General features: G+C 70.3%; 23 protein-coding genes and 1 tRNA gene. 12 read left to right on the top strand and 12 right to left on the bottom strand.

The features are described 5' to 3' along the window. Window positions 1-205 precede the first annotated feature (205 nt). Together IM697_RS01650 and IM697_RS01645 are read left to right on the top strand one after the other, a co-directional pair. Window positions 206-1,078: an uL30 family ribosomal protein gene (locus tag IM697_RS01650; RefSeq protein ID WP_194043998.1), complete on the top strand. Its 873-nt coding sequence runs from the start codon at window positions 206-208 to the stop codon at window positions 1,076-1,078. 354 nt (window positions 1,079-1,432) lie between these two features. Next, entirely contained in the window at window positions 1,433-1,882 is a 450-nt protein-coding gene (locus tag IM697_RS01645) for a hypothetical protein (protein ID WP_194043996.1), read from the top strand. A gap of 162 nt (window positions 1,883-2,044) precedes the next feature. Here the strand turns inward: IM697_RS01645 and IM697_RS01640 are convergent, their stop codons facing one another. The 5 genes from IM697_RS01640 to IM697_RS01620 all read right to left on the bottom strand — a co-directional run bounded on the left by IM697_RS01640 (window position 2,045) and on the right by IM697_RS01620 (window position 4,110). Continuing rightward, on the bottom strand, window positions 2,045-2,347 hold the full coding sequence (locus tag IM697_RS01640; RefSeq protein ID WP_194043994.1) for a hypothetical protein: 303 nt from the start codon (window positions 2,345-2,347) through the stop codon (window positions 2,045-2,047). Continuing rightward, window positions 2,344-3,087, bottom strand: a complete 744-nt coding sequence (locus IM697_RS01635) for a GntR family transcriptional regulator (RefSeq protein WP_194043992.1) — start codon at window positions 3,085-3,087, stop codon at window positions 2,344-2,346. Before IM697_RS01635 ends, IM697_RS01640 begins: the two co-directional genes overlap by 4 nt. Further along, window positions 3,084-3,299: a hypothetical protein gene (locus IM697_RS01630; protein ID WP_194049542.1), complete on the bottom strand. Its 216-nt coding sequence runs from the start codon at window positions 3,297-3,299 to the stop codon at window positions 3,084-3,086. The genes IM697_RS01635 and IM697_RS01630 overlap by 4 nt, the downstream gene beginning before the upstream one ends. Before the next feature lie 208 nt (window positions 3,300-3,507). Continuing rightward, window positions 3,508-3,819, bottom strand: coding sequence for a hypothetical protein (locus IM697_RS01625; protein WP_194043990.1), 312 nt, complete (start codon window positions 3,817-3,819; stop codon window positions 3,508-3,510). A gap of 12 nt (window positions 3,820-3,831) precedes the next feature. Further along, window positions 3,832-4,110 carry a hypothetical protein gene (locus IM697_RS01620; RefSeq protein WP_194043987.1) on the bottom strand — a complete coding sequence of 93 codons (279 nt, stop codon included), beginning with the start codon at window positions 4,108-4,110 and terminating at the stop codon, window positions 3,832-3,834. Window positions 4,111-4,188: 78 nt separating this feature from the next. On the opposite strand from IM697_RS01620, the gene IM697_RS01615 reads away from it, so the two are divergent. Then, on the top strand, window positions 4,189-4,944 hold the full coding sequence (locus tag IM697_RS01615; RefSeq protein WP_194043985.1) for a GntR family transcriptional regulator: 756 nt from the start codon (window positions 4,189-4,191) through the stop codon (window positions 4,942-4,944). A gap of 174 nt (window positions 4,945-5,118) precedes the next feature. On the opposite strand, the gene IM697_RS01610 is transcribed toward IM697_RS01615, so the two are convergent. The 3 genes from IM697_RS01610 to IM697_RS01600 form a co-directional block, all read right to left on the bottom strand. Further along, a tRNA-Ser gene (locus IM697_RS01610) sits at window positions 5,119-5,205 on the bottom strand. Between the two features lie 69 nt (window positions 5,206-5,274). Beyond that, complete coding sequence (locus IM697_RS01605; RefSeq protein WP_194043983.1) at window positions 5,275-6,828, bottom strand: serine/threonine-protein kinase; 1,554 nt, start codon at window positions 6,826-6,828, stop codon at window positions 5,275-5,277. 193 nt (window positions 6,829-7,021) lie between these two features. Then, complete coding sequence (locus tag IM697_RS01600) at window positions 7,022-8,644, bottom strand: S1C family serine protease (protein WP_194043981.1); 1,623 nt, start codon at window positions 8,642-8,644, stop codon at window positions 7,022-7,024. Between the two features lie 270 nt (window positions 8,645-8,914). Between IM697_RS01600 and IM697_RS01595 the strand changes: the two genes are divergently transcribed. The 3 genes from IM697_RS01595 to IM697_RS01585 all read left to right on the top strand — a co-directional run bounded on the left by IM697_RS01595 (window position 8,915) and on the right by IM697_RS01585 (window position 11,719). Continuing rightward, window positions 8,915-9,742 (top strand): glycerophosphodiester phosphodiesterase, encoded by an 828-nt coding sequence (locus IM697_RS01595; protein ID WP_194043979.1) that lies wholly within the window; start codon window positions 8,915-8,917, stop codon window positions 9,740-9,742. 219 nt (window positions 9,743-9,961) lie between these two features. Further along, window positions 9,962-10,600, top strand: a complete 639-nt coding sequence (locus IM697_RS01590) for an ATP-binding protein (RefSeq protein WP_194043977.1) — start codon at window positions 9,962-9,964, stop codon at window positions 10,598-10,600. A 153-nt stretch (window positions 10,601-10,753) separates the two neighbouring features. After that, window positions 10,754-11,719, top strand: a complete 966-nt coding sequence (locus IM697_RS01585; RefSeq protein WP_194043975.1) for a DUF5926 family protein — start codon at window positions 10,754-10,756, stop codon at window positions 11,717-11,719. Window positions 11,720-11,962: 243 nt separating this feature from the next. Here the strand turns inward: IM697_RS01585 and IM697_RS01580 are convergent, their stop codons facing one another. Both IM697_RS01580 and IM697_RS01575 read right to left on the bottom strand, forming a co-directional pair. Then, window positions 11,963-12,631: a hypothetical protein gene (locus IM697_RS01580; protein WP_407699596.1), complete on the bottom strand. Its 669-nt coding sequence runs from the start codon at window positions 12,629-12,631 to the stop codon at window positions 11,963-11,965. A 55-nt stretch (window positions 12,632-12,686) separates the two neighbouring features. Beyond that, window positions 12,687-13,346 (bottom strand): bifunctional DNA primase/polymerase, encoded by a 660-nt coding sequence (locus IM697_RS01575; RefSeq protein ID WP_194043973.1) that lies wholly within the window; start codon window positions 13,344-13,346, stop codon window positions 12,687-12,689. Window positions 13,347-13,850: 504 nt separating this feature from the next. On the opposite strand from IM697_RS01575, the gene IM697_RS01570 reads away from it, so the two are divergent. From IM697_RS01570 to IM697_RS01555, 4 genes are all read left to right on the top strand, one after another. Beyond that, complete coding sequence (locus IM697_RS01570) at window positions 13,851-15,356, top strand: PP2C family protein-serine/threonine phosphatase (protein ID WP_194043971.1); 1,506 nt, start codon at window positions 13,851-13,853, stop codon at window positions 15,354-15,356. Between the two features lie 165 nt (window positions 15,357-15,521). Next, entirely contained in the window at window positions 15,522-16,988 is a 1,467-nt protein-coding gene (locus tag IM697_RS01565; protein WP_194043969.1) for an aminopeptidase P family protein, read from the top strand. A 130-nt stretch (window positions 16,989-17,118) separates the two neighbouring features. Beyond that, entirely contained in the window at window positions 17,119-18,465 is a 1,347-nt protein-coding gene (gene pdxR / locus IM697_RS01560; RefSeq protein WP_194043967.1) for a MocR-like pyridoxine biosynthesis transcription factor PdxR, read from the top strand. A 102-nt stretch (window positions 18,466-18,567) separates the two neighbouring features. Further along, a complete protein-coding gene (locus IM697_RS01555; RefSeq protein WP_194043965.1) occupies window positions 18,568-19,809 on the top strand; it encodes an MFS transporter in 1,242 nt (413 codons plus the stop codon). On the opposite strand, the gene IM697_RS01550 is transcribed toward IM697_RS01555, so the two are convergent. After that, window positions 19,784-20,644 carry a triphosphoribosyl-dephospho-CoA synthase gene (locus tag IM697_RS01550; RefSeq protein WP_194043963.1) on the bottom strand — a complete coding sequence of 287 codons (861 nt, stop codon included), beginning with the start codon at window positions 20,642-20,644 and terminating at the stop codon, window positions 19,784-19,786. The genes IM697_RS01555 and IM697_RS01550 overlap by 26 nt on opposite strands. Window positions 20,645-20,855: 211 nt before the next feature. Between IM697_RS01550 and IM697_RS01545 the strand changes: the two genes are divergently transcribed. After that, window positions 20,856-21,953, top strand: coding sequence for a serine hydrolase domain-containing protein (locus IM697_RS01545; protein WP_194043961.1), 1,098 nt, complete (start codon window positions 20,856-20,858; stop codon window positions 21,951-21,953). 53 nt (window positions 21,954-22,006) lie between these two features. On the opposite strand, the gene IM697_RS01540 is transcribed toward IM697_RS01545, so the two are convergent. Beyond that, the gene (locus IM697_RS01540) at window positions 22,007-22,456 is read right to left on the bottom strand and encodes an ATP-binding protein (protein ID WP_194043959.1); all 450 of its coding nucleotides are present in this window, start codon (window positions 22,454-22,456) and stop codon (window positions 22,007-22,009) included. Between the two features lie 223 nt (window positions 22,457-22,679). Here IM697_RS01540 and IM697_RS01535 point away from each other — a divergent pair, with 223 nt between their 5' ends. After that, the gene (locus IM697_RS01535; RefSeq protein WP_194043957.1) at window positions 22,680-23,549 is read left to right on the top strand and encodes a hypothetical protein; all 870 of its coding nucleotides are present in this window, start codon (window positions 22,680-22,682) and stop codon (window positions 23,547-23,549) included. Window positions 23,550-23,702: the final 153 nt, after the last annotated feature.

Here is a 23,702-nt window from a genome sequence, read left to right as displayed (position 1 = left end):
TGTGTTCGATTTATCGCGCCATCGCTGGTTCGGGTGGTCGTTGGTCGTTGGGGACGACGATCCGAACGATCGGACTCCTGAGAGGAGACTTCCCTGAACCCGCACCGTGCGATGCGGGCCCCACGACAGGCCCGGGCCCGAATTGCTGGCGCAGGGGCCCACCCGCTGAGTGGCGGGCGACGTGGGACTGCCGTCAACTGGAGGTATGGATTCAGGTAGTGAGGCAGCTCGAGACAACGACTATGGAGCAAATCGGATCTATGAGAAAAGCAAGCATGCTACGCGGAAGCCGCTTCGCCTGACGGTGGGCGAGAGAGCCGCAGTGGTACAACGCAAGCGCCCGGGTACACAACGGCAAGCGAGAATCCTTGCCGCCCTTGGACTTCGCGGTATCGGTCAATTGCGGTTCGTTGATTTAACTGAACCCGCAATACAGGGAATGATCAGGTCAGTCTCCCATCTGGTAGAGATCAAGCCGGAGACAGGCCGCGATGTGATTGAGGTCGTTTCAGCCACCGAGGAAGATCTGGAAGAAATCAACTCGAAATCCTTGGTATTTGAGTTCGGGAATCGTCAGTATCTGAGGGCTCTGAGTGCGGGCGAAGACGTCGCGCTCACCTGGTCGATTGAGTTCTCCCTCGCTCGGGCCCTCAAGAGACTCACGCATCTACTTCCCGCGTCGACAAGCTTCGAAGAATCTTCAGGGGAGACTTGGTGGCACGATGGCCGAGCGGCAGTCACAGGATCCGCAGACAAAGCACTCAACGAAGCCCGCCGCTCGCCCTCCTCGGTGTCATTCATTCGCGTCGACTATCACACACCCCCTTCTTGGGATTTTTCCTTTACCTGGCTCTCCCCAAATTCAGGAGAAAGCGGATATTCGCAGGGCGGACTGCGATGCCCAAGAGATGATTTTGATGTCTTCTCTCGGATTATTCCGGCCAGTGCAACACCGAGGGTTGCCAGGAGTCTAGTAAAGCTCCTGCCAAGCATTCGGGAGATGGAGGTGATCCTCGATGACCTGCAAGAAGAGGAATGCAAGGGTGGCAGAGGGCGTGCGGATGAAGGCCGGAATTAATGTACGGCGCCACCATCTTGGATCCGGAGTCCAGGCATTCCATGAGATACACATCACCAATACTCTGGAGCAGGAGGTGACTGTGGAGATAACATCCTCATGTAGCCCTCCGCTTCGGTATCCCGGCACGCCAAATGAGCACCTTTGGGAGACTGGCCGTGTAACGGTTGGCCCTTGCGGCTGGCGTCGAGTGAGCGAGCCTATAGGAAAAGTGGAACTGGAGCATAGCGGCGGAAAGGCTACAGATAAGAGGCAGCGCGTCGTCATGAAGGTGTCGACAAAGGCTCCCTATTGCCGATTGGAGTCAAAGGAAGTAACACTGTCGGTTACGGTTCCTTGAGTCGAGGGTCTGAGATGCCGCCAACCGCCTATGACGTCGAGTATTTGGCAGTCCCCTACAAAGTGGTGGCGCCCTTCGTTACTTCTGCTGCCGTAAGTGTGCTCACATTCGTTCTTTCGAAGGTAGCCGAGAGGAGGGTGGGAGAGAAGGCCGATGATTGGAAATACAGTAAAGCCCGGCTTGTCGCACTGTCTAACTGGGCTTCCGATGCAAGCCAAGCGGTGGGTGCATTTCTGGTCCCTGTGCTGGCTCTGGAAGTAATCGTCTCAACCAAGACCCCTAGTTGGCTTATAGTCTTCTATTCCATTTCGGCATTCTTAGCTCTGTGTTTTGGGCTGATTGCCGTTGGGGTGAAGCAACCGGTCGATTGGGCGACGAAGTTCTGGTTCAATCTTCCCCCGGCGGCCACGCTCAGCTTCCTGATTAATCTCGCGGCATGTCTTTTGGTGATATTGCTCTACTGAGAGGTCAGCTCATAAACCTTGGGGCGGCGTAGCTCGCGGTGTGTTGCGCTGCTGCATGGGCAGCAGCGCAACTGGCGCCGGTCGCCTGGAGTGGCTCGATCGTCTTCAGCTTCGTCTGACCGATCTCTACAGACCTACGGAGCCAGGGCCGGCAGGTCCTTTTCAGATGCCGTGTGGTTCGTTCGCGGTGAGAAGGTGACCGCGGCTGGTGGCGACGCGGAGTACGTCTCGCAAGGCCCCGGTCAGTTCCTTCGCCAGCAGTAGTACGTCCTCCGGACCCGCGTCCTGGTCGTCGAGGGTTTGGGAGGCCCGCTCCAGCAGTTCGGCCGCCGCGCCGAGTTGGACGGCTTCCATGTTGTCCGCCAGCCGGGACATGTAGCCGTCCTGGTCGTCGGTGCTCAAGTAGCAGGGCTTGCCCTCCGGACCCGCCCACGGGAGAAGCCGCAGTTCGTTCCGAGCCGTCATGCTTGGATCTGCCTCTCTTGGGTCATGTGGTGGGTGGCGAAAACCGCGTCGACACGGTCCCCCGGGAACACCAGGAGGGCGGCTTCGACGATTCGCCCGGTGACGTCGGTTGCGACGCGCGTGATCCCGAGGACTGGCGCAGCGTGTCCGATCCGGAGTGCGGAGGCTTCGTCCGGTGTCGGTGCGCGGGCACATGCCGTCTCCCGGACAGCGGCCGGCGCCGGGCTGAGGACGGCGAATCTCGTGGCCGCCTCCCAGCACGAGGACGCGTCGTCGAGGTCTCCGACGGGTGCCAGGTCGCGAGGGATGTAGATGCGGGCCAGCCCGTGCGGTGACTCTCCCGCGTGGCTGGCGCAGGAGAACTCGGCGAGGGGACTGCCCACCGGCACATTCAACAAGGTCGTGAGATGCCCGTAAGCCTGCACTGTTGTGCTGCGAACGGTGACACGCAGAGCAGCTTCGGCGGCGGTCCACGGGTCCAGCGTTCCCCATCCGCCGACGTACATGATCTTGCGGTGGGGACGGCGCACGAAGTTCCCCTTGCCGTGGATCTTTTCGACGAGGCCTTCGCCCTGGAGCACCGCGAGGGCTCTCCGCAGCGTCACCGTGCTGACCTTGTACCGGTCGGCCAAGTCGGCTTCGGACGGCAGACGTTCGCCAGGCTGGATCCGGCCGGTCGTGATCTGGCTCCGGAGGTCATCGGCGATGTCCTGGTGGCGAGACGGCACGGTTCCGGTCACCGCCTTCTCAGCGTCCGCACGGCCACCAGGCGGGTACGCGTGTGTATGGTCAGCAGCTCACCCGACTCGAAGACCAGTTGCTTGGTTCCCTGGGGCAGTTGGAAGAGATCGCCCACCCGGCAAGCCTGGCCGCCGAGTTGGATGATGTCGCCGCGCTGCACGGTCGCTGCCGTGACCTCGATGCTGGAGGCCAGCGCGCCGCCGAGGGCCATTTCGTTCACCGTGCCACCTCCGCTTGCGTGGACTGGTCGCATGCCGAGTGACACGGGCAGTCGCACGCTTCGTAGATCACCGGGAGGTCGCCCGGCGCCGATGCCGGGGAGGATTCCGCGCAGACGGGGTGCGTGCCGATGCGGCAGGCGATCGAGCGGTAGGGGACAGCCGAGGCGTCGGTGATGGGCGGCCGTTGTCGAGAAGGCATCAGTTGACCCCCGCGAGGGTCGACCAGGCGTCGGCCGGCAGGTGCGGAGCGATGACCACAGGGCGCGCCCGCACACGCCGCTCCCAGGCCAGCACATACGGGCGGACGAGCGCGGTGTCCTCGCCTCTGAGCGAGTGTCGATGGTCCGGGCCGATGGAGGCCCGTTTCACGACGACTGTCGACGCGTCAGCAGACGTAGGGGAGGCGGAAGAGGTCGACAGCCGGGCGGGCGTTAAGGGGCGGCGGTGCCTGCCCTTGCGGAAGTAGCGCGCCCTGGTGAGGAAGACGGCGCGGCGGATACGGTTGAGCACGCTGTTCAGCTCCTATCGCTGATGGCTCGGTCCCCCGACATCGCCCGTCGTGGGGACCGCTTTGCGTACGACCGCCCAGAGGGTGCGGCCGTTCAGGCTGGTGGCGAGGAGCCCGAACTGATCGGCCTCGGCCACCACTTGTAAGACCTCCCGCCATGTCTCGGCGGAGACCGATTCCGGCACCTCCGCCTCGACCGACGTGTGCCGGGGGTGTTCCTCCACTCGCGTGAGGAGCCCGAGGGCGGACAGCCGGGCGGCGATGGCCGCCGCGCTAACTCCCGAAGCGGGCACAGGTCAGCCTCCGTCACCAGCGATCACTTTGAGTAAAGCTAGTTAACTAGATTAGAGCTAGTGGACTAGATTTTCCATATGCCTGAGCAGCCGCCCTATCTCCGCATCGCCGACGTACTCCGGCAGCGCATCGCGGAGCACGTGTGGGAGCCGGGGGACCGTCTGCCGTCCCGCGCCCAGATCGGCCAGGAGTGCGGCGTGGGCGAGAACGTGGTCCGGCGGGCGCAGGAGTTGCTGATCTCCCAGGGTGTGTTGGAGGGCCGTGCGGGGTCCGGTACGTACGTTGCCGAGCCCCGGCATCGCGTGCGTGTCGTGCGGTCGTCGGCGCGGGAGCAGCCCAGCAGGTCGCCGTTTCGGGCGGACATGAAGGCCGTGGGAAGGCAGGGCGACTGGGAGAGCCGGACGGACGCCAAGGTGCCGGCGCCAGCTGACATCGCGGCGCGGCTCGGGATCGCCGAAGGCGAGCTGTGCGTCCGGACAACGTACGAGTTCCTGGCGGACGGCAGGCCGATCCAGTTGTCGACGAGTTGGGAGCCGTACGACCTCACCGCCGGCACACTGGTGGTCCTCCCCGAGGGAGGCCCGCACGCCGGGGCCGGAGTCGTGAACCGGATGGCCGCGATCGGTGTCACGGTAAGCCATGCCGTGGAGCAGCCCGAGCCGAGGCAGGCGACCGCCGAGGAGGCGTCACTACTCGGCATTCAGAAGGCCGCACTCGTCACGCACATCCGGCGGACGTACTACAGCGACCAGGGTCGGCCGGTTGAGACGGCGGACATCGTCGTACCCGCCGCTCACTGCGAGATCGTCTACGAGATCCCGATCAACCGTTAGCGGACGGGCGGTTGGTCGCCCATGGATCTTCTGAAGCCGTGCATCAGACGTGCCCCTCGCGTGCCCCATCCGTGCCCGATAGACCGGGAAACCACGGTCAAGGGCGGGGTCGGACGGGCAGCGGGCAAAGCAACGGCCCCCGACCATATCGCCTGGTCAGGGGCCGTTCACCTGCGGTGGGTGTGGGATTTGAACCCACGGTGACATCGCTGCCACGACGGTTTTCAAGACCGTTCCCTTAGGCCGCTCGGGCAACCCACCTTCGCTCCGGTCCGCCGGGGGCGGAGCGGGTACAGCGTACCGGCACCGCGCGGTGTGCGGGCGTGGTGGTCAGGGGGTGGGTGTGAGACGTGCGCCGTCGGTGGCCGTCTCGAAGGCCGGGCGGTACTCGTGCCATTGCGCGTCCGGTGCGGACAGGTAGATCACGTACTGGGTGCCGTCGCTGCTGGCGAAGGCCAGTTCCGCCGCGCGGTACTCCCGTGCCCTGCCGTCGAAGGTGAACTCCCAGTACCCGGCGGGTCGGCCCCGGAAGGTCGTCGAGGCCATCCGCACGCGTTCGTAGCCGGGGTTGTCGCGTCGGGTCTGGTCCTCTTCCGTCTCCCGCCAGTGCCGTACGGGGTCCGTGCCCGCGAACTCGACGACGTTGACCCGCAGGCCCACCAGGCCGGACGGGTCGATGTACACGACCTCACCGCCGGGCAGCGTCTTGCGCTTCCAGCCGTCCCGCACGGGCACCGAGAGGCCGCTGTCCGCCTCCTCGAGGTGGTATCCGGCGGGCACGGGGGGTGGTGGGGTGGTGGAGGTGGGGCCTGGGGAGGGGGTCGTCGTGTCGGTCGCCGGGGGTTGGGCCGTCGCTCGTTCCGTGCCGGTCTTGAGCCACCACAGCGCCCCGCCCGCCAAACAGGCCACCAGCGCCACCGCCAGGACCGACCACAGCACCGTACGGCGGCGCCTCCCGCTGCCCGTTCGCTCGGTTCGCGGTGCGGGTGCGGGTGCGGGTGCGGGCAGCGTGGGGTCGTCGGGCCTGGCCTGGTGTGTGGCCGGCTCGGTCGGAGCGGTTCGTGAGCCGGTCAGGTCCGCCAGGCGGCGTTCGGCCTCGTGCACGTCCATGCGCCGCTCCGGGTCCTTGACGAGCAGGCCCTCGATCACCGGGGCCAGTTCACCGGCGTTGCGCGGGGGCTCGTGGGAGTCCGTGGCGATGGCGTACGCGGTCTCGATCGCGGTGCCGCGACGGAACGGGTCCCGGCCCTCGACCGCCTGGTACAGCGTCGCCCCCAGGGCCCACAGGTCGCTGGCGGGGCCGGTCTCGGGATGCGCGCCCCGCAGCCGCTCAGGCGCCAGGTAGCCGATGGAGCCGATCAACTCGCCGGGCTTGGTCAGCGAGGACGTGCCCGACTCCATGGCGATCCCGAAGTCGGTGAGAACGATCCGCCCGTCCTCGCCGAGCAGGACGTTGGCGGGCTTGACGTCCCGGTGCAGGACCCCGGCGTCGTGGGCGGCGCGCAGGGCGGAGGCCATCGCACGGCCGACCCGGGCGGCCTCGGCGGGTGGCAGGGCACCGCGCTGCTTCAGTACGTCGCTCAGTGTGAGCGAGGGTATGTACTCCATGACGATGCACGGCAGGCCCTCGTCGTCGAGCACGTCGTGCACCACGATCACGTTGGGATGGGCGATCCGGGCCGCGCTGCGGGCCTCGCGGCGCGTGCGTTCGTACAGGGTCCGGATCTCGTCGTCCTGGAGGTGCGGCGGGATGTGCAGCTTCTTCAGCGCGACATGACGGCCGAGCAGCCTGTCCTCGGCCCGCCACACGGTGCCCATGCCTCCGCTGCCCACCCGCTCCACCAGCAGGTATCGGTCGGCGACGAGCCGCCCAAGATCGGACACCGCGGGTCCGCCCCCCTTCTCTGCCTCCCCGTCGCGCATGTGCTTCCCAATCGCGAACAGTCCAGGTCGAGAAGGCACGATAGTCCATCCGGGTGCACGGGCATGGTCGCTGCCCGTGCGGCACGGCACGCGCGCGTGGTCGCTGCCCGTGCGGGGCGGCGCTGCGCGCGCGTGTCCGTCCTCGTGCCGGCGGTCAGCCGTCGCCCTTGCGGGAGCCCAGGGTGAGTTCGACCGTGTGGGACTTGCCGTCGCGTTCGTAGGTGAGCGTGACCTTGTCGCCGGGCTTGTGCGTCCAGATCTCGCCGATCAGGGTCGGGCCGGAGTCGATCACCCGGTCGTCGAGCTTGGTGATGACGTCGCCGGGCTGGAGACCGGCCTTGTCGGCGGGGCCCCCGGGCTCGATCGGGTCCGAGCCGCCGTTGCGCTCCTCGATGATCTGGGCGCCGTCGGTGGTGTCCCCCGTGGAGACGGAGGCGCCGATCCTGGCGTAGACCGGCTCGCCGGTCTTGATCAGCTCCTGGGCGACGTACTTGGCCTGGTTGATCGGGATGGCGAAGCCGAGGCCGATCGAGCCGGACTGGCTGGTGCCGCCGAGGCCGTTGGCGGCGGACTGGATCGCCGAGTTAATGCCGATGACATTGCCCTGCGCGTCCAGCAGCGGACCGCCGGAGTTGCCGGGGTTGATCGAGGCGTCCGTCTGCAGGGCGCTCATGTAGGAGGCGTTGCTGCCGGTGCCGTCGCTGGAGGCCACCGGGCGGTTCTTGGCGCTGATGATGCCCGTCGTGACGGTGTTGGACAGGCCGAAGGGAGCGCCGATCGCGATCGTGGAGTCGCCGACCGCCACCTTGTCGGAGTCGCCCAACGTCAGCGGCTTGAGGCCGGACGGAGCGTTCTTGAGCCTGATGACCGCCACGTCGTAGCCCTGCGCGTGGCCTACGACCTCGGCGTCGTACTTCTTGCCGTTCGGGAAGGTCGCCGTGAGCTTGCCGCCGTCGACCGCGTCGGCCACCACGTGGTTGTTGGTGACGATGTGGCCCTCGGTGTCGAAGACGAAGCCGGTACCGGTGCCGCCCTCGCCCGCGCTGCTCTCGGCCTGGATCGTGACGGTGCTCGGCAGCGCCTTGGCGGCCACGCCGGCGACGGTGCCCGGGTCCCGCTTGATGGAGCCGCCGCTGTCGGAGGCGGAGACGGTCGTCGAGGAGGTCGTCTCGTCGTTCTTGGCCAGGGTGTAGCCGAGGCCGCCGCCCAGACCGCCCGCGACCAGCGCGGCGATGAGGACACCGGCGAGCAGCCCGCCGCGCCCGCGGCCGGACTTCGGCGCCGGCTGCTGGTAGGCGGCACCCCAGCCGGGGCCCATACCGGCACCACCCGCACCGGCCGCACCACCCTCACCGGCGGCACCACCTGCACCGGCCGCACCATCCGCGACGGCACCCATCTCGGCATACGGCGGCGTCCCGGGCGGCGGCGGAGGCGGCCAGGAGGCGTCCGGGGCCGACCCCTGGGAGACGGTCGGCTGGGAGGTGGGCGGCTGGTCGGCGGGCGGCTGGGATGCCAGTGGCTGCGCGGCGGGCGGCTGTACGCCGTTCGAAGCCGGCGGCCGCGCCCCGTCCCCGGCCCCCTGCGCACCGTACGGCTGTGTGCCGTTCGAGTGCGCCGGGGCGCCGTCCGGCACCGGCGGGAGCTGGGTGGTCGGGGCGGCGTCGGGTTCGGCAGCCGGGCGCTCCTGGGATGCCGGAGCAGCAGGAGCATCCACCGGCACGGGGGGTGCGGACGGGGCCGGGGGTACCGCGGCGCCCTCGTTCTCGGTGCTCACAGCTTCTCTCCTCGATCCACGGCTGTTTGTTGGCGGTCGCACTCGGTCACGCCCGTTCACGCTTGTTCATGGCCGGTGCGACGCGGCGGCTGTGCATGACTTTTGTATGCCGTCAGCTTTTCCCACAGGCCGTCAGAGCACCATAAGCGGTCGCTGTGCGTCCACGGCCACTCTTTATATAGGTCATGTGAGACTAAACGGGCGCAATCCCAGCGCTTGCGAAACTGCTCCGGTCGCACGTCTACCCCGGTGCGGTGGCACCATGACGCGGTGACCCACGCACGGCAGCACCAGATCCAAGTCGTCGCCCACCGCGGAGCCTCCGAAGACGCTCCCGAGCACACCCTGGCCGCGTACAAGAAGGCGATCGAGGACGGTGCGGACGCCCTCGAGTGCGATGTACGCCTGACCGCGGACGGCCACCTCGTCTGCGTTCACGACCGCCGCGTCAACCGTACGTCCAACGGCCGCGGCGCGGTCTCGGCGCTGGAGCTCGCCGAGCTCGCCGCCCTCGACTTCGGCTCCCGCAAGAACCGTGACTCGTGGAAGAACCGGACCGAGGAGCCCGACTGGGAGTTCCGGCCGGAGGACCCCGAGGACACCTCCGTACTGACCCTGGAGCGACTCCTTGAGCTCGTCGCCGACGCGGGGCGGCGCGTGGAGATGGCGATCGAGACCAAGCACCCGACCCGCTGGGCGGGGCAGGTCGAGGAGCGGCTGCTGCTTCTGCTGAAGCGTTTCGGGCTCGAGGCGCCCGCCTCGGCCGACGACTCCCCGGTGCGCGTGATGAGCTTCTCGGCGCGCTCGCTGCATCGCGTGCGTGCCGCGTCGCCGACGATGCCGACGGTCTATCTGATGCAGTTCGTCTCACCGCGGCTGCGGGACGGCCGGCTGCCCGCGGGGGTCCATATCGCGGGCCCCTCGATCCGGATCGTGCGCAATCACCCGGCGTATGTGGAGCGCCTGAAGCGGGCCGGTCACCAGGTGCACGTATGGACCGTGAACGAGCCCCAGGACGTCGACCTCTGCGTCGAGCTGGGCGTGGACGCCATCATCACCAACCGCCCGCGCGCGGTGCTGGACCAGCTGGGGCGCTGACCCGCACGCGCGCGTGCCCGGAGCGACGCAGACGCAACGCCGGCGGCCAGAGCAAACCTCATGCAGGGAAACCCCTAAAACCCCTTCAATCCCTGCACAACCTCTTGACCCCGCTACCTCTTCAGCCCCATCCTCCCCTCTCGGCCACACCGAAAAATTCCAGCCATCTCGATTACAGGGAGTGCACCGGCGCGTTCGGTCCGTATTCGATCGTGGCGAATGCGTCACCGGACATTGATTGGCCGGTTTCCGGTACAGGCCAATGGGGCATCCACACCGTGGCGTGGGGCAAAGGAGGTCTCGGGGGTGGCGTTGGTGGTGGCACAGGAGGTGCCCACGTCGTCGAGCATGGCCGTACCCCATGGTCCTGCGGGCGTGGGGGAAGCGAGACACCGTATGCGCACTCAGTTGCGCAGGGGTGGCATGGCGGAATCGGTCATCGACGATGCCGTTTTGATTCTTTCCGAACTCTTGAGCAACGCGTGCAAACACGGTCGGCCACTGGGTGACGCGCTCTCCGGGGACGGCGACGTCCGGGCCGCATGGCGCGTGGACGCGGGCGGCAGACTCACGGTGGAGGTGACGGACGGCGGCGGACCCACCCGCCCCGCTCCGGCCACGCCCTCGGTCACCGCACACGGCGGCCGTGGGCTGAACATCATCACCGCACTCGCCGACGACTGGGGCGTCAGGGACGACGCCCGCGGCGAGGTCACGGTCTGGGTCGTGGTCCACGACGACGTGCACGATCCGGACGCGGGGCACCGACGGGATGACTTCGCTACGCGCGTCGCGGCGCCGTCGGTGGGCGCGATATCCGGCCTCGAGTTCGCGGACGCCTTCGACGACATGGACTGAGGGCACCGGTTCCGGCACGGGCCCCGTTCCTGCCCCCGAACCGGCTCTTCTCCCGGCACGTTCCGGTGGGTTGTCCACAGCCTCCCGTCGGCCATGGCGCGAACGGCTAGGCTCGCGCCGTACCAGACGAGCCGTAACCGGGAGACACCCACGATGGCCAAGAAGCGAGTCCAGACCAAGGCCAAGCGCCCGCAGATCGTTGACGGAGAGATCCCGGTTGTCGGCGCGCGCGAGCCCTGCCCCTGCGGCAGCGGCCGACGCTACAAGGCCTGTCACGGCCGGGCCGCCGCGCAGGCCGTGACCGAGCTGGTGCAGCGCCCGTTCGAGGGACTGCCCAGCGAGTGCGACTGGGTGGCCCTGCGCGAGCTGGTGCCCGCCGCCACCGTCGAGCTGCCCCTGAAGGGCGGCCTCCCCGAGGGCGTCCCGTCGGTCACGCTGGCCACCGTACTGCCGATGGCCTGGCCGGCCCTGCGCCGCGACGACGGCACGGTGCTGCTCGGCCTGCAGAACGACACGGCGTCGGGCGACATCAGCCGCGACCTCGCCGACACCCTCCAGCAGGCCCTCGCCGCCCAGCCCGGCACCCCGGTCCAGGGCCGCCGCGCCCCCGCCGACGGTCCGCGGCTGCAGGATCTGCTCGACCCCGAAGGCGCGTTCGAGCCAGTTGTGCACTCGGGCTTCGAGTTCTGGGTGCCGGACGCGGAGAACGCCACCCCGGAGGTGGCCGCCTCCCTGGAGCGGGCCAACGCCGCGGCCATCCCCACGGTGAAGCTGACCGGCGTGGACGCCGCCTACTGGTGCGAGACGCCGGAGAAGAACCACCTGCGCTGGGTCATGCCGCACCCCGAGGAGCAGCTTCTGGACGCCCTCGCGCGGCTGCACGCGGCAGGCCGGTCGAATCTCGGCGAGGGCACCCGGCTGGTGGGTTCCTTCCGCGCTCACGGCCTCACCGTGCCGGTGTGGGACCTGCCGAGCGGCGTCGGCGCCGAGGATGTGGAGAAGCCGGCGGCCGAGTTCGCCGAGCGCCTCGCCACGGCCCTGGCCACGGACGCTCCGCTCACGGCGGACGAGCGTCGCGCGCGTGGCGGTCTGACCAACCGGCAGGTCACGCTGAGCTGACCCGGGCCGCGGAGATCGGGTTCGGCTGAACCGCCGTTCAGCCGAGCCGGCCCGTCCGGGAGGGGTGAATCCGATCACAACTCCCGTGCGGAGCAAGGGAATCCGTGACTTGAAAGCCCGGATCGAATTTGCGAACCGCCGATCTCTTGTTACCGTTCCATTAGCCCGGTTGCTGGTGCATCCCCCGTCGCCAGCAACCGGGTCTTTCCATATGTGCGCGCGTTTACGGAATGACGTCGTACGTCAACCGCCGGTGGATCCCCCGGAATTGTCCGGCGCGGAGTTGCTCGTGGCGCGCAGCAGTAGAGCCCCGCCCCCGGCCCGCTCGGCGAACTCCGTGACCGCCGTGTAGGCGTCCATACCCGCGCGCGTGCGCTCCCGGGGCGTCTCGCAGGTACCCGGCTCGTCGTCGGCGCCCACCGCACAGCGCATCTGCACCGTGCGCCCACCGGGCCCCATGAGGCTCAGTACGGAGTCCAGCGCATCGCCGGTCGCATTGCGGTAGTAGGTCCGCGCCCAGGTGTCCTCGCCCTGGGTGAGGACACAGGTCTGCGCCTCGACGCCCTCGGGCGAGGTGAGTTCGGGACCGCAGCGCACCGCGGTGGAAAGGCCCAGGTCGAGCAGGACCGGGGAGTCGGTGGGCGTGGCCGTGGGTGCCTTGGCGTCACCGCGCGGGGACGGACGCGCGGTGCCGTCCTTCGGGGCGGGCGGGGAGGACCGTACGGCGTCGCGCGCGGATGTGCCCACGGCGGCCCGGCCCGCCTCGACGACCTGGCCGGCGGCCGCCCAGGCCAGTGGCAGCGCCACGGCGGCCGCCGCGACGGACGCGAGGGCGATCAGACGGACTCTTCGCTGGTTCGGCCCGCGGCGATGCGACGACGGTGCCCTTTTTCCCCTGGAATGACGCGGCATATCCGGAAGATAACGACCATGCGGGTGTGCTCCGTTCCGCGCACGCCGGAGACCCCTACAACTCGGGGGCGCTCACACCCGTACGAGTGAGGGCCTCGACCACCGCGTCGACCACTGCCTCCACATCCGGCACCCACGGGGAGGCCGAGCCGGGCAGCGGGGCACGCTGCCAGCTGATCGGGCCCTGACCCGTCTCGGACGGGGGCAGGGCGAGATAGCCGCCCTCGCCGTGGAAGCGCAGGGAGCCGGGGACGAAGTCCTTGGCGTAGAGCAGTTCGCCCAGCTGTTCCATGGAGTACGGCTTGACCAGGATCGCCCAGCGGGCGGGCGAGGCGACGACCGGGCCGAGGCGCATGCCCATGCGGTCGAGGGCGGTCAGTGCGTGAGCGGCCGGCAGGGCGGGGAGGCTGACCGCGCAGGGCGCCTTGCCGCCGGTGGCGAGGATGATCGGCGCCGCGGGCCGGTTGCCCCACCACCAGCGCACCATGCGCTCGTCGGTGGTGGCCGCGAGGAGCCCGGGATCGAAGGGGTGGGCACCTGGAACCGTGCACTCCGGGTCGGGGCAGCCGCAGCGGGAGTGCCCCTGCGGATGCGTCGTCGCTCCCGGGAGTACGGGCCACTGCCATTCCGTCGCGAAGGTCAGGGCCGCGCTGATCAGCTCAGGCCTCCCGTCACCGCGCAGGAGCCTGCGTCGCCTTCCGAGGATCTCGCGCATGAGCGCTCGTTCCTTTCCGTTGCACCGCTGGCAACACCGTGGACCACATCACACCATGTGTCGATCACTTCACTGTGCGTACCTGTTGGCGCATCACACCCCTGCCCTGAGCAAGGGGAACCCCTATGGGTCGAGCGTTTGGCTGCTTCCGTGGCGGCCTCGTCCATACTGCGTCTATCAAAAGCATGGGCGTGGCGTGGGGTGGCGAAGTCTGGCGTTTTGCCGTCGCGCGTATTTCTCTTCGCCTCCGCCACGGGAGGATGGGGCACGATCGTCGGTGGCTAAGACGCCCGGGTCCGGCACCAGGTTCCGGGTGGCTGTCAACCACCCCTGGCCTTCACCGAGTACGTACCCATCACGACCGCTGTGACGCTCCGTGGAGCGAAACCAGTCGACCGCAATACCCCGTTCCCTGAGGCAGTTTTAAGCCAACTTTGCCTTTGCGCAAGAGGTCTACGCCGAGTACTCCGGTTACCCACGGACACCAGGAATCCCGGCAGGACAATGCTGGACATCCCCTCACGAGTGCGTGTACATGTGGAGACACTGCTAGCGGCGCAGAATGACATGGGGGTTTGCGATGCTTTTGAGCAATACGCACCGGTCGGAAAGCCGGACGCCATGAACGCCCCTCACCCTCCGAAAGTGGCCGGAATCGATTCAACGGTTCCCTCACCCGCACACACTGTCGCGCCCGCGCCCTCGGGCACCCCGGCGGTGGCCCCTCCCAACGCACCCGGCGCCCTCCTCCAGGACCGCCTGGCCGGCTGGGTCTCGGACCTCACGACCCTCCACGAACTCACCGAACGGCTGGCCCGCACGAGTGCGCTCGCCGAGGCCCTGGAGGAGTTGCTGCGCGCCGGATCCGCCCTCGTCGGCGCCCGGCGCGGACTCGTCGTACTGGAACCCGCGGACGGACTGGGCCCGGACACCACCATCGGCCTCGGCCTCGCCCGCGCGGACCTCGGGCACATCGAGACCGTGCCGCGCAGCGCGATGTCGTACGGGCGGATCCTCGACGGACTGCCCGGCGGCGACGGCGAGATCGCCCAGCCCGATCTGCTCTCCGAGGACGGACTCGACCCCCGCCACCGCGAGGTCGCCGCCCGCCTCGGCTACGCCGCCAGCTACGCCCTCCCCCTGGCCACCGAGGCCGCCGGCCGCCTCGGCGCCGCCGTGTGGCTGTACGACGAGCCCGCCGAACCGGCCGAGGGCCGGCGTCACCTCATCGGCCTGTACACCCGCTACGCCACCGAGCACCTGGCCCGGCTGCTCGAAGTCGAGCGCACGCGCGCGTGCATGCGGACGATGACCGAGGAACTGCTTCCCTCCCGGCTGCCCCGGGTGGTCGGCGTCCAGCTCGCGGCCCGGCACCGCACCAGCCCGCGCGGGGGCGGCGACTGGTACGACGCGCTGCCGCTGCCGGACGCCGCGCTCGGCCTCGCGGTCGGCTCGGTGACCGGGTCGGGGCCCAGCGCGGTCGCCGCGATGGGACGGCTCAGGGCCAGCCTGCGGGCGTACGCCGTGATGGAGGGCGAGGACCCGGTCGCGGTCCTGTCCGACCTGGAACTGCTGCTCAGACTGACCGAGCCCGCCCGCTCCGCCACCGCTCTGTTCGCCTACTGCGAGCCCGCCCTGCGCAAGATCACGCTCGCCGGCGCCGGACACGCCCCGCCGCTGCTGATCGGCGAGCGGCGCACGGAGTTCGTGGAGACCTCCGTCTCCGCCCCGCTGGGCATGCTGGCCTGCTGGGAGGCGCCGAGCGTGGAGCTGACCGCCGAAGCCGGAGAGACGGTTCTGCTGTACACCGACGGGCTGCTGCACCGCACCGGCGACGCCACCGACCGCGCCTTCGCCCGGCTGCACGCGGCGGCCGCCGGGGTGCCGAGGTCGATCCGGCACGACCCGGACGCCGTCGTCGACCACGTGCTGCGCACCGTGCTGCCGGACGGGGTGGACCGGTCGGACGGCGACGAGGACGTCGTCCTGCTGGCGGCGCGCTTCGAGTAGCTGCTTCGAGTACCTGCTTCGAGCAGCGGTTCGTGGCCCTCGGTCACCCGCCCATAACAGGCGCGTGGCCTGCGCCATAGCAGCGGCGGGCGGCTCGTTCCACTCCGCCGGGTCCTCGCGTGCGCGACCGTACGATGGACGGGGTCGAATGCCGTATCGAGGAGGATGACCGTGGCCGACGAGCTCACCCCGGAGACCTTGGAGACCGAGTCCGAGGAGCCCATCAAGCAGCGCAAGAACGGCCTGTACCCGGGCGTGTCCGACGAGCTCGCCGAGAACATGAAGTCCGGCTGGGCCGACACCGAGCTGCACGATCTGCGGCCGATCCCGCAGGCCGCGGAGACCGCGGCGCGGCGCGCCGCGCTGTCGGCGCGGTTCCCGGGCGAGCGCCTGGTGATCCCGGCGGGCAACCTGAAGACCCGCTCGAACGACACGGAGTACCCCTTCCGCGCGTCGGTCGAGTACGCGTACCTCTCGGGCAACCAGACCGAGGACGGCGTACTCGTCCTGGAGCCCGTCGCGGACGGCCACGAGGCGACGATCTACCTGCTGCCCCGCTCCGACCGCGAGAACGGCGAGTTCTGGCTCTCCGGCCAGGGCGAGCTGTGGGTCGGCCGCCGGCACTCCCTCACCGAGGCGGCGAAGCTGTACGGCATCCCCGCCTCCGACGTGCGCGAGCTGGCCGACAAGCTGCGTGAGGCGACGGGTCCCGTACGCGTCGTCCGTGGCTACGACGCCGGCATCGAGGCCGCGCTGACCGACAAGGTCACCGCCGAGCGGGACGAGGAGCTGCGGGTCTTCCTGTCCGAGGCGCGGCTGGTCAAGGACGACTTCGAGATCGGCGAGCTGCAGAAGGCCGTCGACTCCACGGTTCGCGGCTTCGAGGACGTGGTGAAGGTCCTCGACAAGGCCGAGGCGACGAGCGAGCGCTACATCGAGGGCACCTTCTTCCTCCGCGCGCGCGTCGAGGGCAACGACGTCGGCTACGGCTCCATCTGCGCCGCCGGCCCGCACGCCTGCACGCTGCACTGGGTGCGCAACGACGGGCCCGTGCACTCGGGTGACCTGCTGCTGCTCGACGCGGGCGTCGAGACGCACACGTACTACACCGCCGACGTCACGCGCACGCTGCCGATCAACGGCCGCTACAGCGAGATCCAGAAGAAGATCTACGACGCCGTGTACGAGGCCCAGGAGGCCGGTATCGCGGCCGTGCAGCCGGGCGCGAAGTACCGGAACTTCCATGACGCCTCGCAGCGCGTGCTCGCCGAGAAGCTGGTCGAGTGGGGGCTGGTCGAGGGACCGGTGGAGCGGGTGCTGGAGCTCGGTCTCCAGCGGCGCTGGACGCTGCACGGCACCGGGCACATGCTCGGCATGGACGTCCATGACTGCGCCGCCGCGCGCGTGGAGTCGTATGTCGACGGCACTCTGGAGGCGGGCATGGTGCTGACCGTCGAGCCGGGGCTGTACTTCCAGGCCGACGATCTGACGGTGCCGGAGGAGTACCGGGGGATCGGGGTGCGGATCGAGGACGACATCCTGGTGACGGAGGACGGGAACCGGAACCTCAGCGCGGGGCTGCCCCGGCGGTCGGACGAGGTCGAGTCGTGGATGGCCTCTCTGAAGGGCTGATGTGAGATTGATGGCCGGGTGCCGGAGGGGTGCCCGGCCATCGTTGCGGTCTGCGGGTCGTGGGGGCTTGTCGCGCCCACGCGGCGGAGCCGCATATCGTTAACAGCCCCGCGCCCCTGAGGGGGTTTGTGTGGACCTGCATCTGGAACTGACCGCCGCTGACGGGCGCCGTGCAGGGTTGGAGAGGGCTCTGCGTGATGCCGTGCGGGACGGGCGGCTCGCTCCCGGGGAACCGTTGCCCGCCACCCGACGGCTCGCCTCCGAGCTCGGGATCTCGCGGAACACCGTGAAGGCCGCTTACGACCAACTCGTCGCCGAGGGTTACCTGACCGCGCGACAGGGCTCAGGCACCCAGGTCGCCTCGCTGCCCGCCCTCGCCGCCGAACCGCCGGAGGCCGCCACGCGCGCGCGTGCGCCGCGTTTCGATCTGCGGCCGGGGAGTCCGGACGTGGGGGCGTTTCCGGCGGCCGCCTGGTTGCGGGCGTTGCGGCGGGCCATCGCCACGGCGCCCTCACTGGCGTACGACTACGGCGATCCGCGTGGTCGTGCCGAGCTGCGGACCGCGCTGTCGGGGTACCTGGGGCGGGCGCGTGGGGTGATCGCGCCGCCGGAGCGGATCGTGATCACTTCCGGGTATGTGCAGGGGCTGGCGCTCCTCACGCGCGTGCTGGAGGGCGGCGTCATCGCCATGGAGGATCCGGGGCTGCCGTTCCATCGGGAGGTGGTGCGGCGCAACGGGGGCCTCGTCGTGCCCGTGCGGGTGGACGAACGGGGGGCCTGTGCGCAGGAGTTGGGGGACTGCGCGGCCGTGGTCGTCACGTCGGCGCACCAGTATCCGACCGGTGTGACGCTGCACCCCGAGCGGCGGCGGGCGCTCACCGACTGGGCACGCGCGCGTGGCGGGCTGATCGTCGAGGACGACTACGACGGGGAGTTCCGCTACGACCGGCAGCCCGTGGGCGCGTTGCAGGGGATGGCGCCGGGGCGGGTGGTGTATCTGGGGACGGCCTCGAAGACCTTGGGGCCCGCGCTGCGGCTCGGGTGGATGGTGCTGCCGCCGCAGCTCGTCGACGCCGTGGCCGATGCCAAGCTGCACAGTGACCATCACACCGAGTCCATCGGCCAGTTGGCGCTCGCCGAGCTGATCGACAGCCATGCGTACGACCGCCATGTGCGGGCCTGCCGGCTGCGGTACCGCAGGCGCCGGGACCGGCTTGTGGACCGGCTGGGGGCGCGTCGGCAGGTGCGCGGGATCGCGGCCGGGCTGCACGCGCTGGTGGCGGTCGACGACGAGGCGCGGGTGCTGGCGCGGGCGGCGGCGGAAGGGCTCGCGGTGGGGCGGCTGGGGGAGCACTGGCATGGGCCGGGTGGCGGCGTGGGGCGGCCGCAGGGGCTCGTCGTGGGATACGGGACGCCCCGGGAGCAGGTGTATCCGGAGGCGTTGGAGGTGCTGGGGAAGGTGTTGGAGGACGGCTGAGAGGCAGGCGCGTACAGGCGCCCGGCACCTTCGGATTGGGCCACTGAAACGGCCGTTGATTGGTCCTGCCGAGAGACCCACCTCGTTCCTAGTGTCGTAGTCATGACGAACACGCTCGTCCCGCCCGCCGGTCCACCGCGCCTCCTGGCCTACGCCCAGTTGAGCAACTCGGTCGGCGACGGCGCCTACTACACGACGTCGGCCCTCTACTTCACCCAGGTCGTCGGTCTCGCCCCCGCGCGCGTGGGGCTCGGGCTGACCGTCGGCTGGGCGGTGGGCTCGCTGGTCGGGGTGCCGCTGGGACGGCTCGCCGACCGGCGGGGCCCGCGCGGTACGGCGGTGCTGCTGGCCCTCGCGACGGGGCTCGCGGTGGCGTCCTTCACGGTCGTGCGCGGCTTCTGGCCGTTCGTGCTGGCCGCGTGCGCGTACGCCGCCGCGCAGTCCGGGCTCGCGGCGGCCCGGCAGGCGCTGCTGGCGGGGCTGGTGCCGGCCGGGGAGCGCACCGGGCTGCTGGCTCATCTGCAGTCGACGCTCAACGCCGGTCTGGCGGTGGGCGCGGGGCTGGGCGGGCTGGCGCTGCACGCCGGGACGCGGGCGGCGTATCTCGGGGTGTTCGCGCTGGACGCGGTGAGCTTCGTGGTGTGCGCGGGGCTGTTGCTGCGGCTGCCGTCCGTGCGGCCGGGGCTCCCGGCGCCCATGGTGCGAAACCGTGGCGGCCTGGGCGTCCTGCGCGACCGGCCGTACGCTCTCGTCGCGCTGCTCAACACCGTGCTGCTGCTCCGGCTGCCGCTGCTCAGCCTCGTCCTGCCGCTGTGGATCACCCGCCGGACCGAGGCACCGGCCTGGCTGGTCTCGGCGCTCTTCGTGCTCAACACCGGTGCGGTGATGCTGTTCCAGGTCAGGGCGGCGCGCGGCGTCACGGGGCTCGCCACCGCCACGCGCGCGGTGCGGCGCGCGGGGTGGGTGATGCTGGCCGCGTGCGTGGTGTTCGCGCTGTCGGCGGGCGCCTCCCTGTGGGTGGCCGTCGGGGTCCTGGTGGTGGGCGCGGTGCTTCAAGTGGTCGCCGAGATGGACCAGTCGGCGGGTTCCTGGCAGCTGTCGTTCGATCTGGCTCCGGAGGGCCGCGTGGGCGAGTACCAGGGCCTGTTCGGGACCGGCGTCACCGTCGCCCGCACCCTCGGCCCGCTCCTGCTGACGACCCTGCTGGTGGAGTGGGGGACGCCGGGCTGGCTGCTGCTGGGCGGGGCCATGCTGGCCGCGTCGTACGCGATGGGACCGGCGGCGCGTCTGGCCGCCGGTCGCCGGGCGGAGGACCGGATCAGGCGGCCCGAGCTCGTGCCGTGACGGGCAGTGCGTCCAGGAACAGCGCCCCCGCGAGCAGGCCCGCACTCCCCCGCGGGCTCCACGCGCGCGCGTGCAGGTCGGCGTCGAGGGCGGCCAGGGCCCGGGCGCCCGCCTCGGTGGCCGTGCCGCCCGCCTCCAGGACCGTGCGGGCGCCCGCCTGGACGTGCCGTAGGCCGATCGGGCCCGCGGTGTAGAGGAGTTCGGTGTCCTGGAGGGTGGAGATCACGGTGAGCAGGGCGTCCAGACGGGTCTGTTCCTCGGTGGCGCCGGCCGCACGGGACGTGGTGAGGGCGTCCAACGCCCCCCGTACGTGCGGGAACCCGGTCCTCGCCTCGCCCCGCGCCCCGGCCGCGCCGTACTTCGCGGACACCGAGGAGCCCCTGGAGGGCCTGCGCGGGGCGCGTCTGTCGGTGTGCGCGGCGATGCGCTTGGCGGTCGCGGCGATGTCACGCGCGTCAGCCCGGGGGTCGAGCGCGGCCGCGGCGACCAGCAGGCCGAGGGCCCAGAGGGCGCCCCGGTGGCCGCCGCCCGCGAGGCCCACCGAGTGTTCGGTGCATCTGCCGATCGCGCCGAGTTCGGTGCGCAGTGCGGGGGTCGGCTCGCCGGTGCGCAGTGCGGGGGTCGGCTCGCCGGTGCGCCGGGCGGCGGCGGCCATCGCCGCGAGGCCGGGCGCGAGCGCCTTGGCCGACCAGCGCAGCATGCGGTGGTCCCGGCGGGTGACGCGGGCGCCGAGGTCGCGCGGGTCGGGCAGGCCCGGCTTGGGAGCCAGGGCGAGCTGCCCGGTCAGCGCGGTCACGGCGGCCCGCGCCAGCGTCTCGTCCTCGCGACTGCTCATCGTCGTACGCCCTGTCATGAGCAGGAAATCAGGGGCGCCACCCATCAGCGGGTTGGGGCAGCGCTGTGCGATGGCTGTGAGTGCCGAGAGGCCCGAAGAGCGTGGGGTGGCCGAACGCAGCCTCGCCGCGAAAACCACTTGATCCGTCATTACGTAATAACGTAACTTCTCCATAGTGGTCAGCACCGAACACGACAGCAGGGGGAAGCACATGAACCGACGGAAGTTCCTGGGCGCGGCGGCGGCCGGAGCGGGTGTGTCGTTGATGCCGCGGGTCGCCACCGCGGCCGAGGGCGAGCTGGGCGCGCGGGTGCGGCGTTGTCTGGACCGTGCGCTGGCCGCCGGCAGCCCGAGCGTGGTGTGCGGAGTCATCCGGGGCACACAGCGACATGTGGCGGGCGCGTCCAAGAAGGGCCCCGCGCCCGGCGGCAGGACGGTGTTCCAGCTCGGCTCGATCACCAAGACCCTCACCGCCACGGCGCTCGCGCGCGCGGTGTGCTCGGGCAGGGTCCGCCTCGACTCGCCGCTCGTCCTGCCGCCCGCGTTCCCCGTCCCGCGCAAAGGCCCCCGGCGGATCACCCTGGCCGACCTGGCGACGCACACCTCCGGTCTGCCCTCGCTGCCTCCGAACCTCCTGGCGCACGCGGATCCCTACGACCCGTACGCGCACTACAGGTTGGACGACGTGGCCGCCGGTCTCGCCGAGACGGCCCTGAGCACCGAGCCGGGCAGCACCTACCAGTACTCGAACCTCGGATACGGGCTGCTCGGCCAGGCGCTGGCCTTCGACGACGTGGACGCGATGCTGCGGCGAAAGGTGGCCGTGCCGCTGCGCCTGACCGACACCACGACGACGCTGAGGCCGGACATGGCCTCCCGCAAGGCCGTCGGGCATCTGGAGGGCGAGCCCGTTCCCGACTGGCACGATCGAGTGCTCAGCGGCGCGGGCACCTCCATGTTCAGCACCGCCGACGACATGATCCGCTACCTCGACGCGCAACTGCGTCCGGAGCGCTCACCGTTGCGGGACGCGATCGAGCTGACCCAGCGCCCTCACTTCACCGCGGACCAGGACCTGCGGATCGGGCTGGGCTGGCACATCAGCACGCTGCCCGGTGGCCGGACCATGACCTGGCACAACGGCGGCACCGGCGGATTCAGCACCTGCGCGGCGTTCGAAAGGCGGAGCAGGACGGCGGTGGTCATGATGGTCAACACCTTCAGCGAGGAGGCCGACGACTCGCCCCGCCCGGTGGACGCGCTGACCTTCGGCCTGCTGGCCGAACTCATCGAACTCGTCGAAGCCTGAGCGCCTGCGCGGCGCAGGAGGGCAGCCCCGCGGTCCTGCGGTGACGCGGCGCGCTACACCGCCACCAGAGGGGCGCCCTCACGCCACTTGAGGATCTTGTCGAAGCTCACCACCGCCCCGCCCCGCCCCGGCTTGTTGCCGATCTGGACGTGGTCGGCGAGTTCGCTGATGAGGCACAGGCCCCGGCCGTCCTCGGCGTCGGAGGGCGCCGGACGCGGGGCACGGTGCGGTGCCGTGAAGCCCGGACCCGAGTCGGTGACCTCGATGTGGCACTTCTCGCCGTCCAGATAGGCCGTGACGCGGTACGCCTGCGGGGAGCCGTCGGGCGTGGTGGCGCCGCCGTGCTCGACGGCGTTGGCGCAGGCCTCGCTCAGGGCGACGGAGAGGTCGTACGAGATGTCGGGGTCGACGCCCGCCGTCTCCATGGTGCCGAGCAGCAGGCGCCGGGCGAGAGGAACGCTCGCGGCTTCGCGGCGCAGATGGAGTGACCACCAGATGCTCATGCTCCAGCCTCCTGGCCGCGGCTCGACATACCGTTACGTATTGCCGCGAGTGCCCCGCTGTAAGCACATCCTTGACGTGATGCCGCCCATATGGTCGATGCGCCTACGCAGGAATCGGTGTATGTGGGTGTGGCCCACACCAGAAGGTGATCTTCCGGTTGGTTTGTCATCTTGCGGACCTGCCGTATGGCGGTCATAAGGCCAGTGCGATGATGAGCCCGCCATGACTGCCCCCCACCCGCGCACGGCGCGCTCCGGAAGCGATCTCCGGATACTGCGGGCCGCGGTGTTCGCCGCGGTCTGCGTCGTGCTGGCCGGGATGGGCCATGTGCTGGGCTCCTGCGCCAGGATCCCGCTGTGGACGCTGGGCGCGGGGTTCCTGGGGGTCGTTGCCGTCACCGTGCCGCTCACCGGACGCGAACGTTCGCTGCCCGGGACGGCGGCGCTGCTCGCGGTCGGCCAGACCGTCCTGCACACGCTGTTCGGGCTGGGGCAGCACGGGACGACGATCGCCGGGGGATCGCCCTCGGCCACCGCTTCCCTGGCCGACGCCGCGCTCGTCGAGCGGGCCGCGCGGCTCGTGTGCGGCAGCGCCGCGGCGGCCATCAGCCCCGCCCAGGCCCAGCGGATCCTCACCGAGGCGCGGATCGGCACGGGCACGGGGGCGGGGGCAGGCACAGGGGCAGGCACGGGGGCGGGGGAGCATCTCTCGCACCGGTCGGTGGACGCCCTGCCGGTCACCACCGACTCCGCCGCCTCGCTGCTGCCGTCGCTGCCCATGGCGCTCGCCCACCTCCTCGCGGCGATCGTCGCGGGGTGGCTGCTGCGCCGCGGGGACCTGGCCCTGCTGCGGATCGCCGAGATGTCCACGCTGTCGGCGCACTCGGTCGCCGAGGGGGCTCTCATACGTTCCCTGCGCGGGGCGCTCGCGCTGGTGCGCGCCCTGCGTGCCGGGCTGCCGGGCGCTCGCGATGCGGGCCCGCGCTTCCTGCGCACCGAGACACCGGTGCCCCCCGCGCCCCGCACCGTCGCCCTCCAGCACACGCTGATCAGGCGCGGCCCGCCGGCCACCGCGCTCGCCCTCGCCGCCTGACACGACGCGACCGCCGCTCCACTGACGTGGGTTGAGGGCCGCCGTCGGGCGGCACGCGCGTGTGCCCCGTTTCCGACCGAGGGACGGTTCTTTCCCGTCGTTTCCCTCTGACCGGGCAACCCGGCGCACACGTACTCCTCTTCACCACCGGAA

Source organism: Streptomyces ferrugineus, assembly GCF_015160855.1.
GTDB lineage: Bacteria > Actinomycetota > Actinomycetes > Streptomycetales > Streptomycetaceae > Streptomyces > Streptomyces ferrugineus.
The sequence above is the reverse complement of the archived record's forward strand: the minus strand, read 5'-3'. Positions and strand labels throughout refer to the sequence as shown.

Excerpts from the sequence above, each read along its gene's own strand:
- IM697_RS01650 (WP_194043998.1), top strand. The coding sequence starts at position 206 with ATGGATTCAGGTAGTGAGGCAGCTCGAGACAACGACTATGGAGCAAAT.
- IM697_RS01645 (WP_194043996.1), top strand. The coding sequence starts at position 1,433 with ATGCCGCCAACCGCCTATGACGTCGAGTATTTGGCAGTCCCCTACAAA.
- IM697_RS01640 (WP_194043994.1), bottom strand. The coding sequence starts at position 2,347 with ATGACGGCTCGGAACGAACTGCGGCTTCTCCCGTGGGCGGGTCCGGAG.
- IM697_RS01630 (WP_194049542.1), bottom strand. The coding sequence starts at position 3,299 with ATGGCCCTCGGCGGCGCGCTGGCCTCCAGCATCGAGGTCACGGCAGCG.
- IM697_RS01615 (WP_194043985.1), top strand. The coding sequence starts at position 4,189 with ATGCCTGAGCAGCCGCCCTATCTCCGCATCGCCGACGTACTCCGGCAG.
- IM697_RS01590 (WP_194043977.1), top strand. The coding sequence starts at position 9,962 with ATGCGTCACCGGACATTGATTGGCCGGTTTCCGGTACAGGCCAATGGG.
- IM697_RS01585 (WP_194043975.1), top strand. The coding sequence starts at position 10,754 with ATGGCCAAGAAGCGAGTCCAGACCAAGGCCAAGCGCCCGCAGATCGTT.
- IM697_RS01580 (WP_407699596.1), bottom strand. The coding sequence starts at position 12,631 with ATGCCGCGTCATTCCAGGGGAAAAAGGGCACCGTCGTCGCATCGCCGC.
- IM697_RS01575 (WP_194043973.1), bottom strand. The coding sequence starts at position 13,346 with ATGCGCGAGATCCTCGGAAGGCGACGCAGGCTCCTGCGCGGTGACGGG.
- IM697_RS01570 (WP_194043971.1), top strand. The coding sequence starts at position 13,851 with ATGCTGGACATCCCCTCACGAGTGCGTGTACATGTGGAGACACTGCTA.
- IM697_RS01565 (WP_194043969.1), top strand. The coding sequence starts at position 15,522 with ATGACCGTGGCCGACGAGCTCACCCCGGAGACCTTGGAGACCGAGTCC.
- IM697_RS01555 (WP_194043965.1), top strand. The coding sequence starts at position 18,568 with ATGACGAACACGCTCGTCCCGCCCGCCGGTCCACCGCGCCTCCTGGCC.
- IM697_RS01550 (WP_194043963.1), bottom strand. The coding sequence starts at position 20,644 with ATGAGCAGTCGCGAGGACGAGACGCTGGCGCGGGCCGCCGTGACCGCG.
- IM697_RS01545 (WP_194043961.1), top strand. The coding sequence starts at position 20,856 with ATGAACCGACGGAAGTTCCTGGGCGCGGCGGCGGCCGGAGCGGGTGTG.
- IM697_RS01540 (WP_194043959.1), bottom strand. The coding sequence starts at position 22,456 with ATGAGCATCTGGTGGTCACTCCATCTGCGCCGCGAAGCCGCGAGCGTT.
- IM697_RS01535 (WP_194043957.1), top strand. The coding sequence starts at position 22,680 with ATGACTGCCCCCCACCCGCGCACGGCGCGCTCCGGAAGCGATCTCCGG.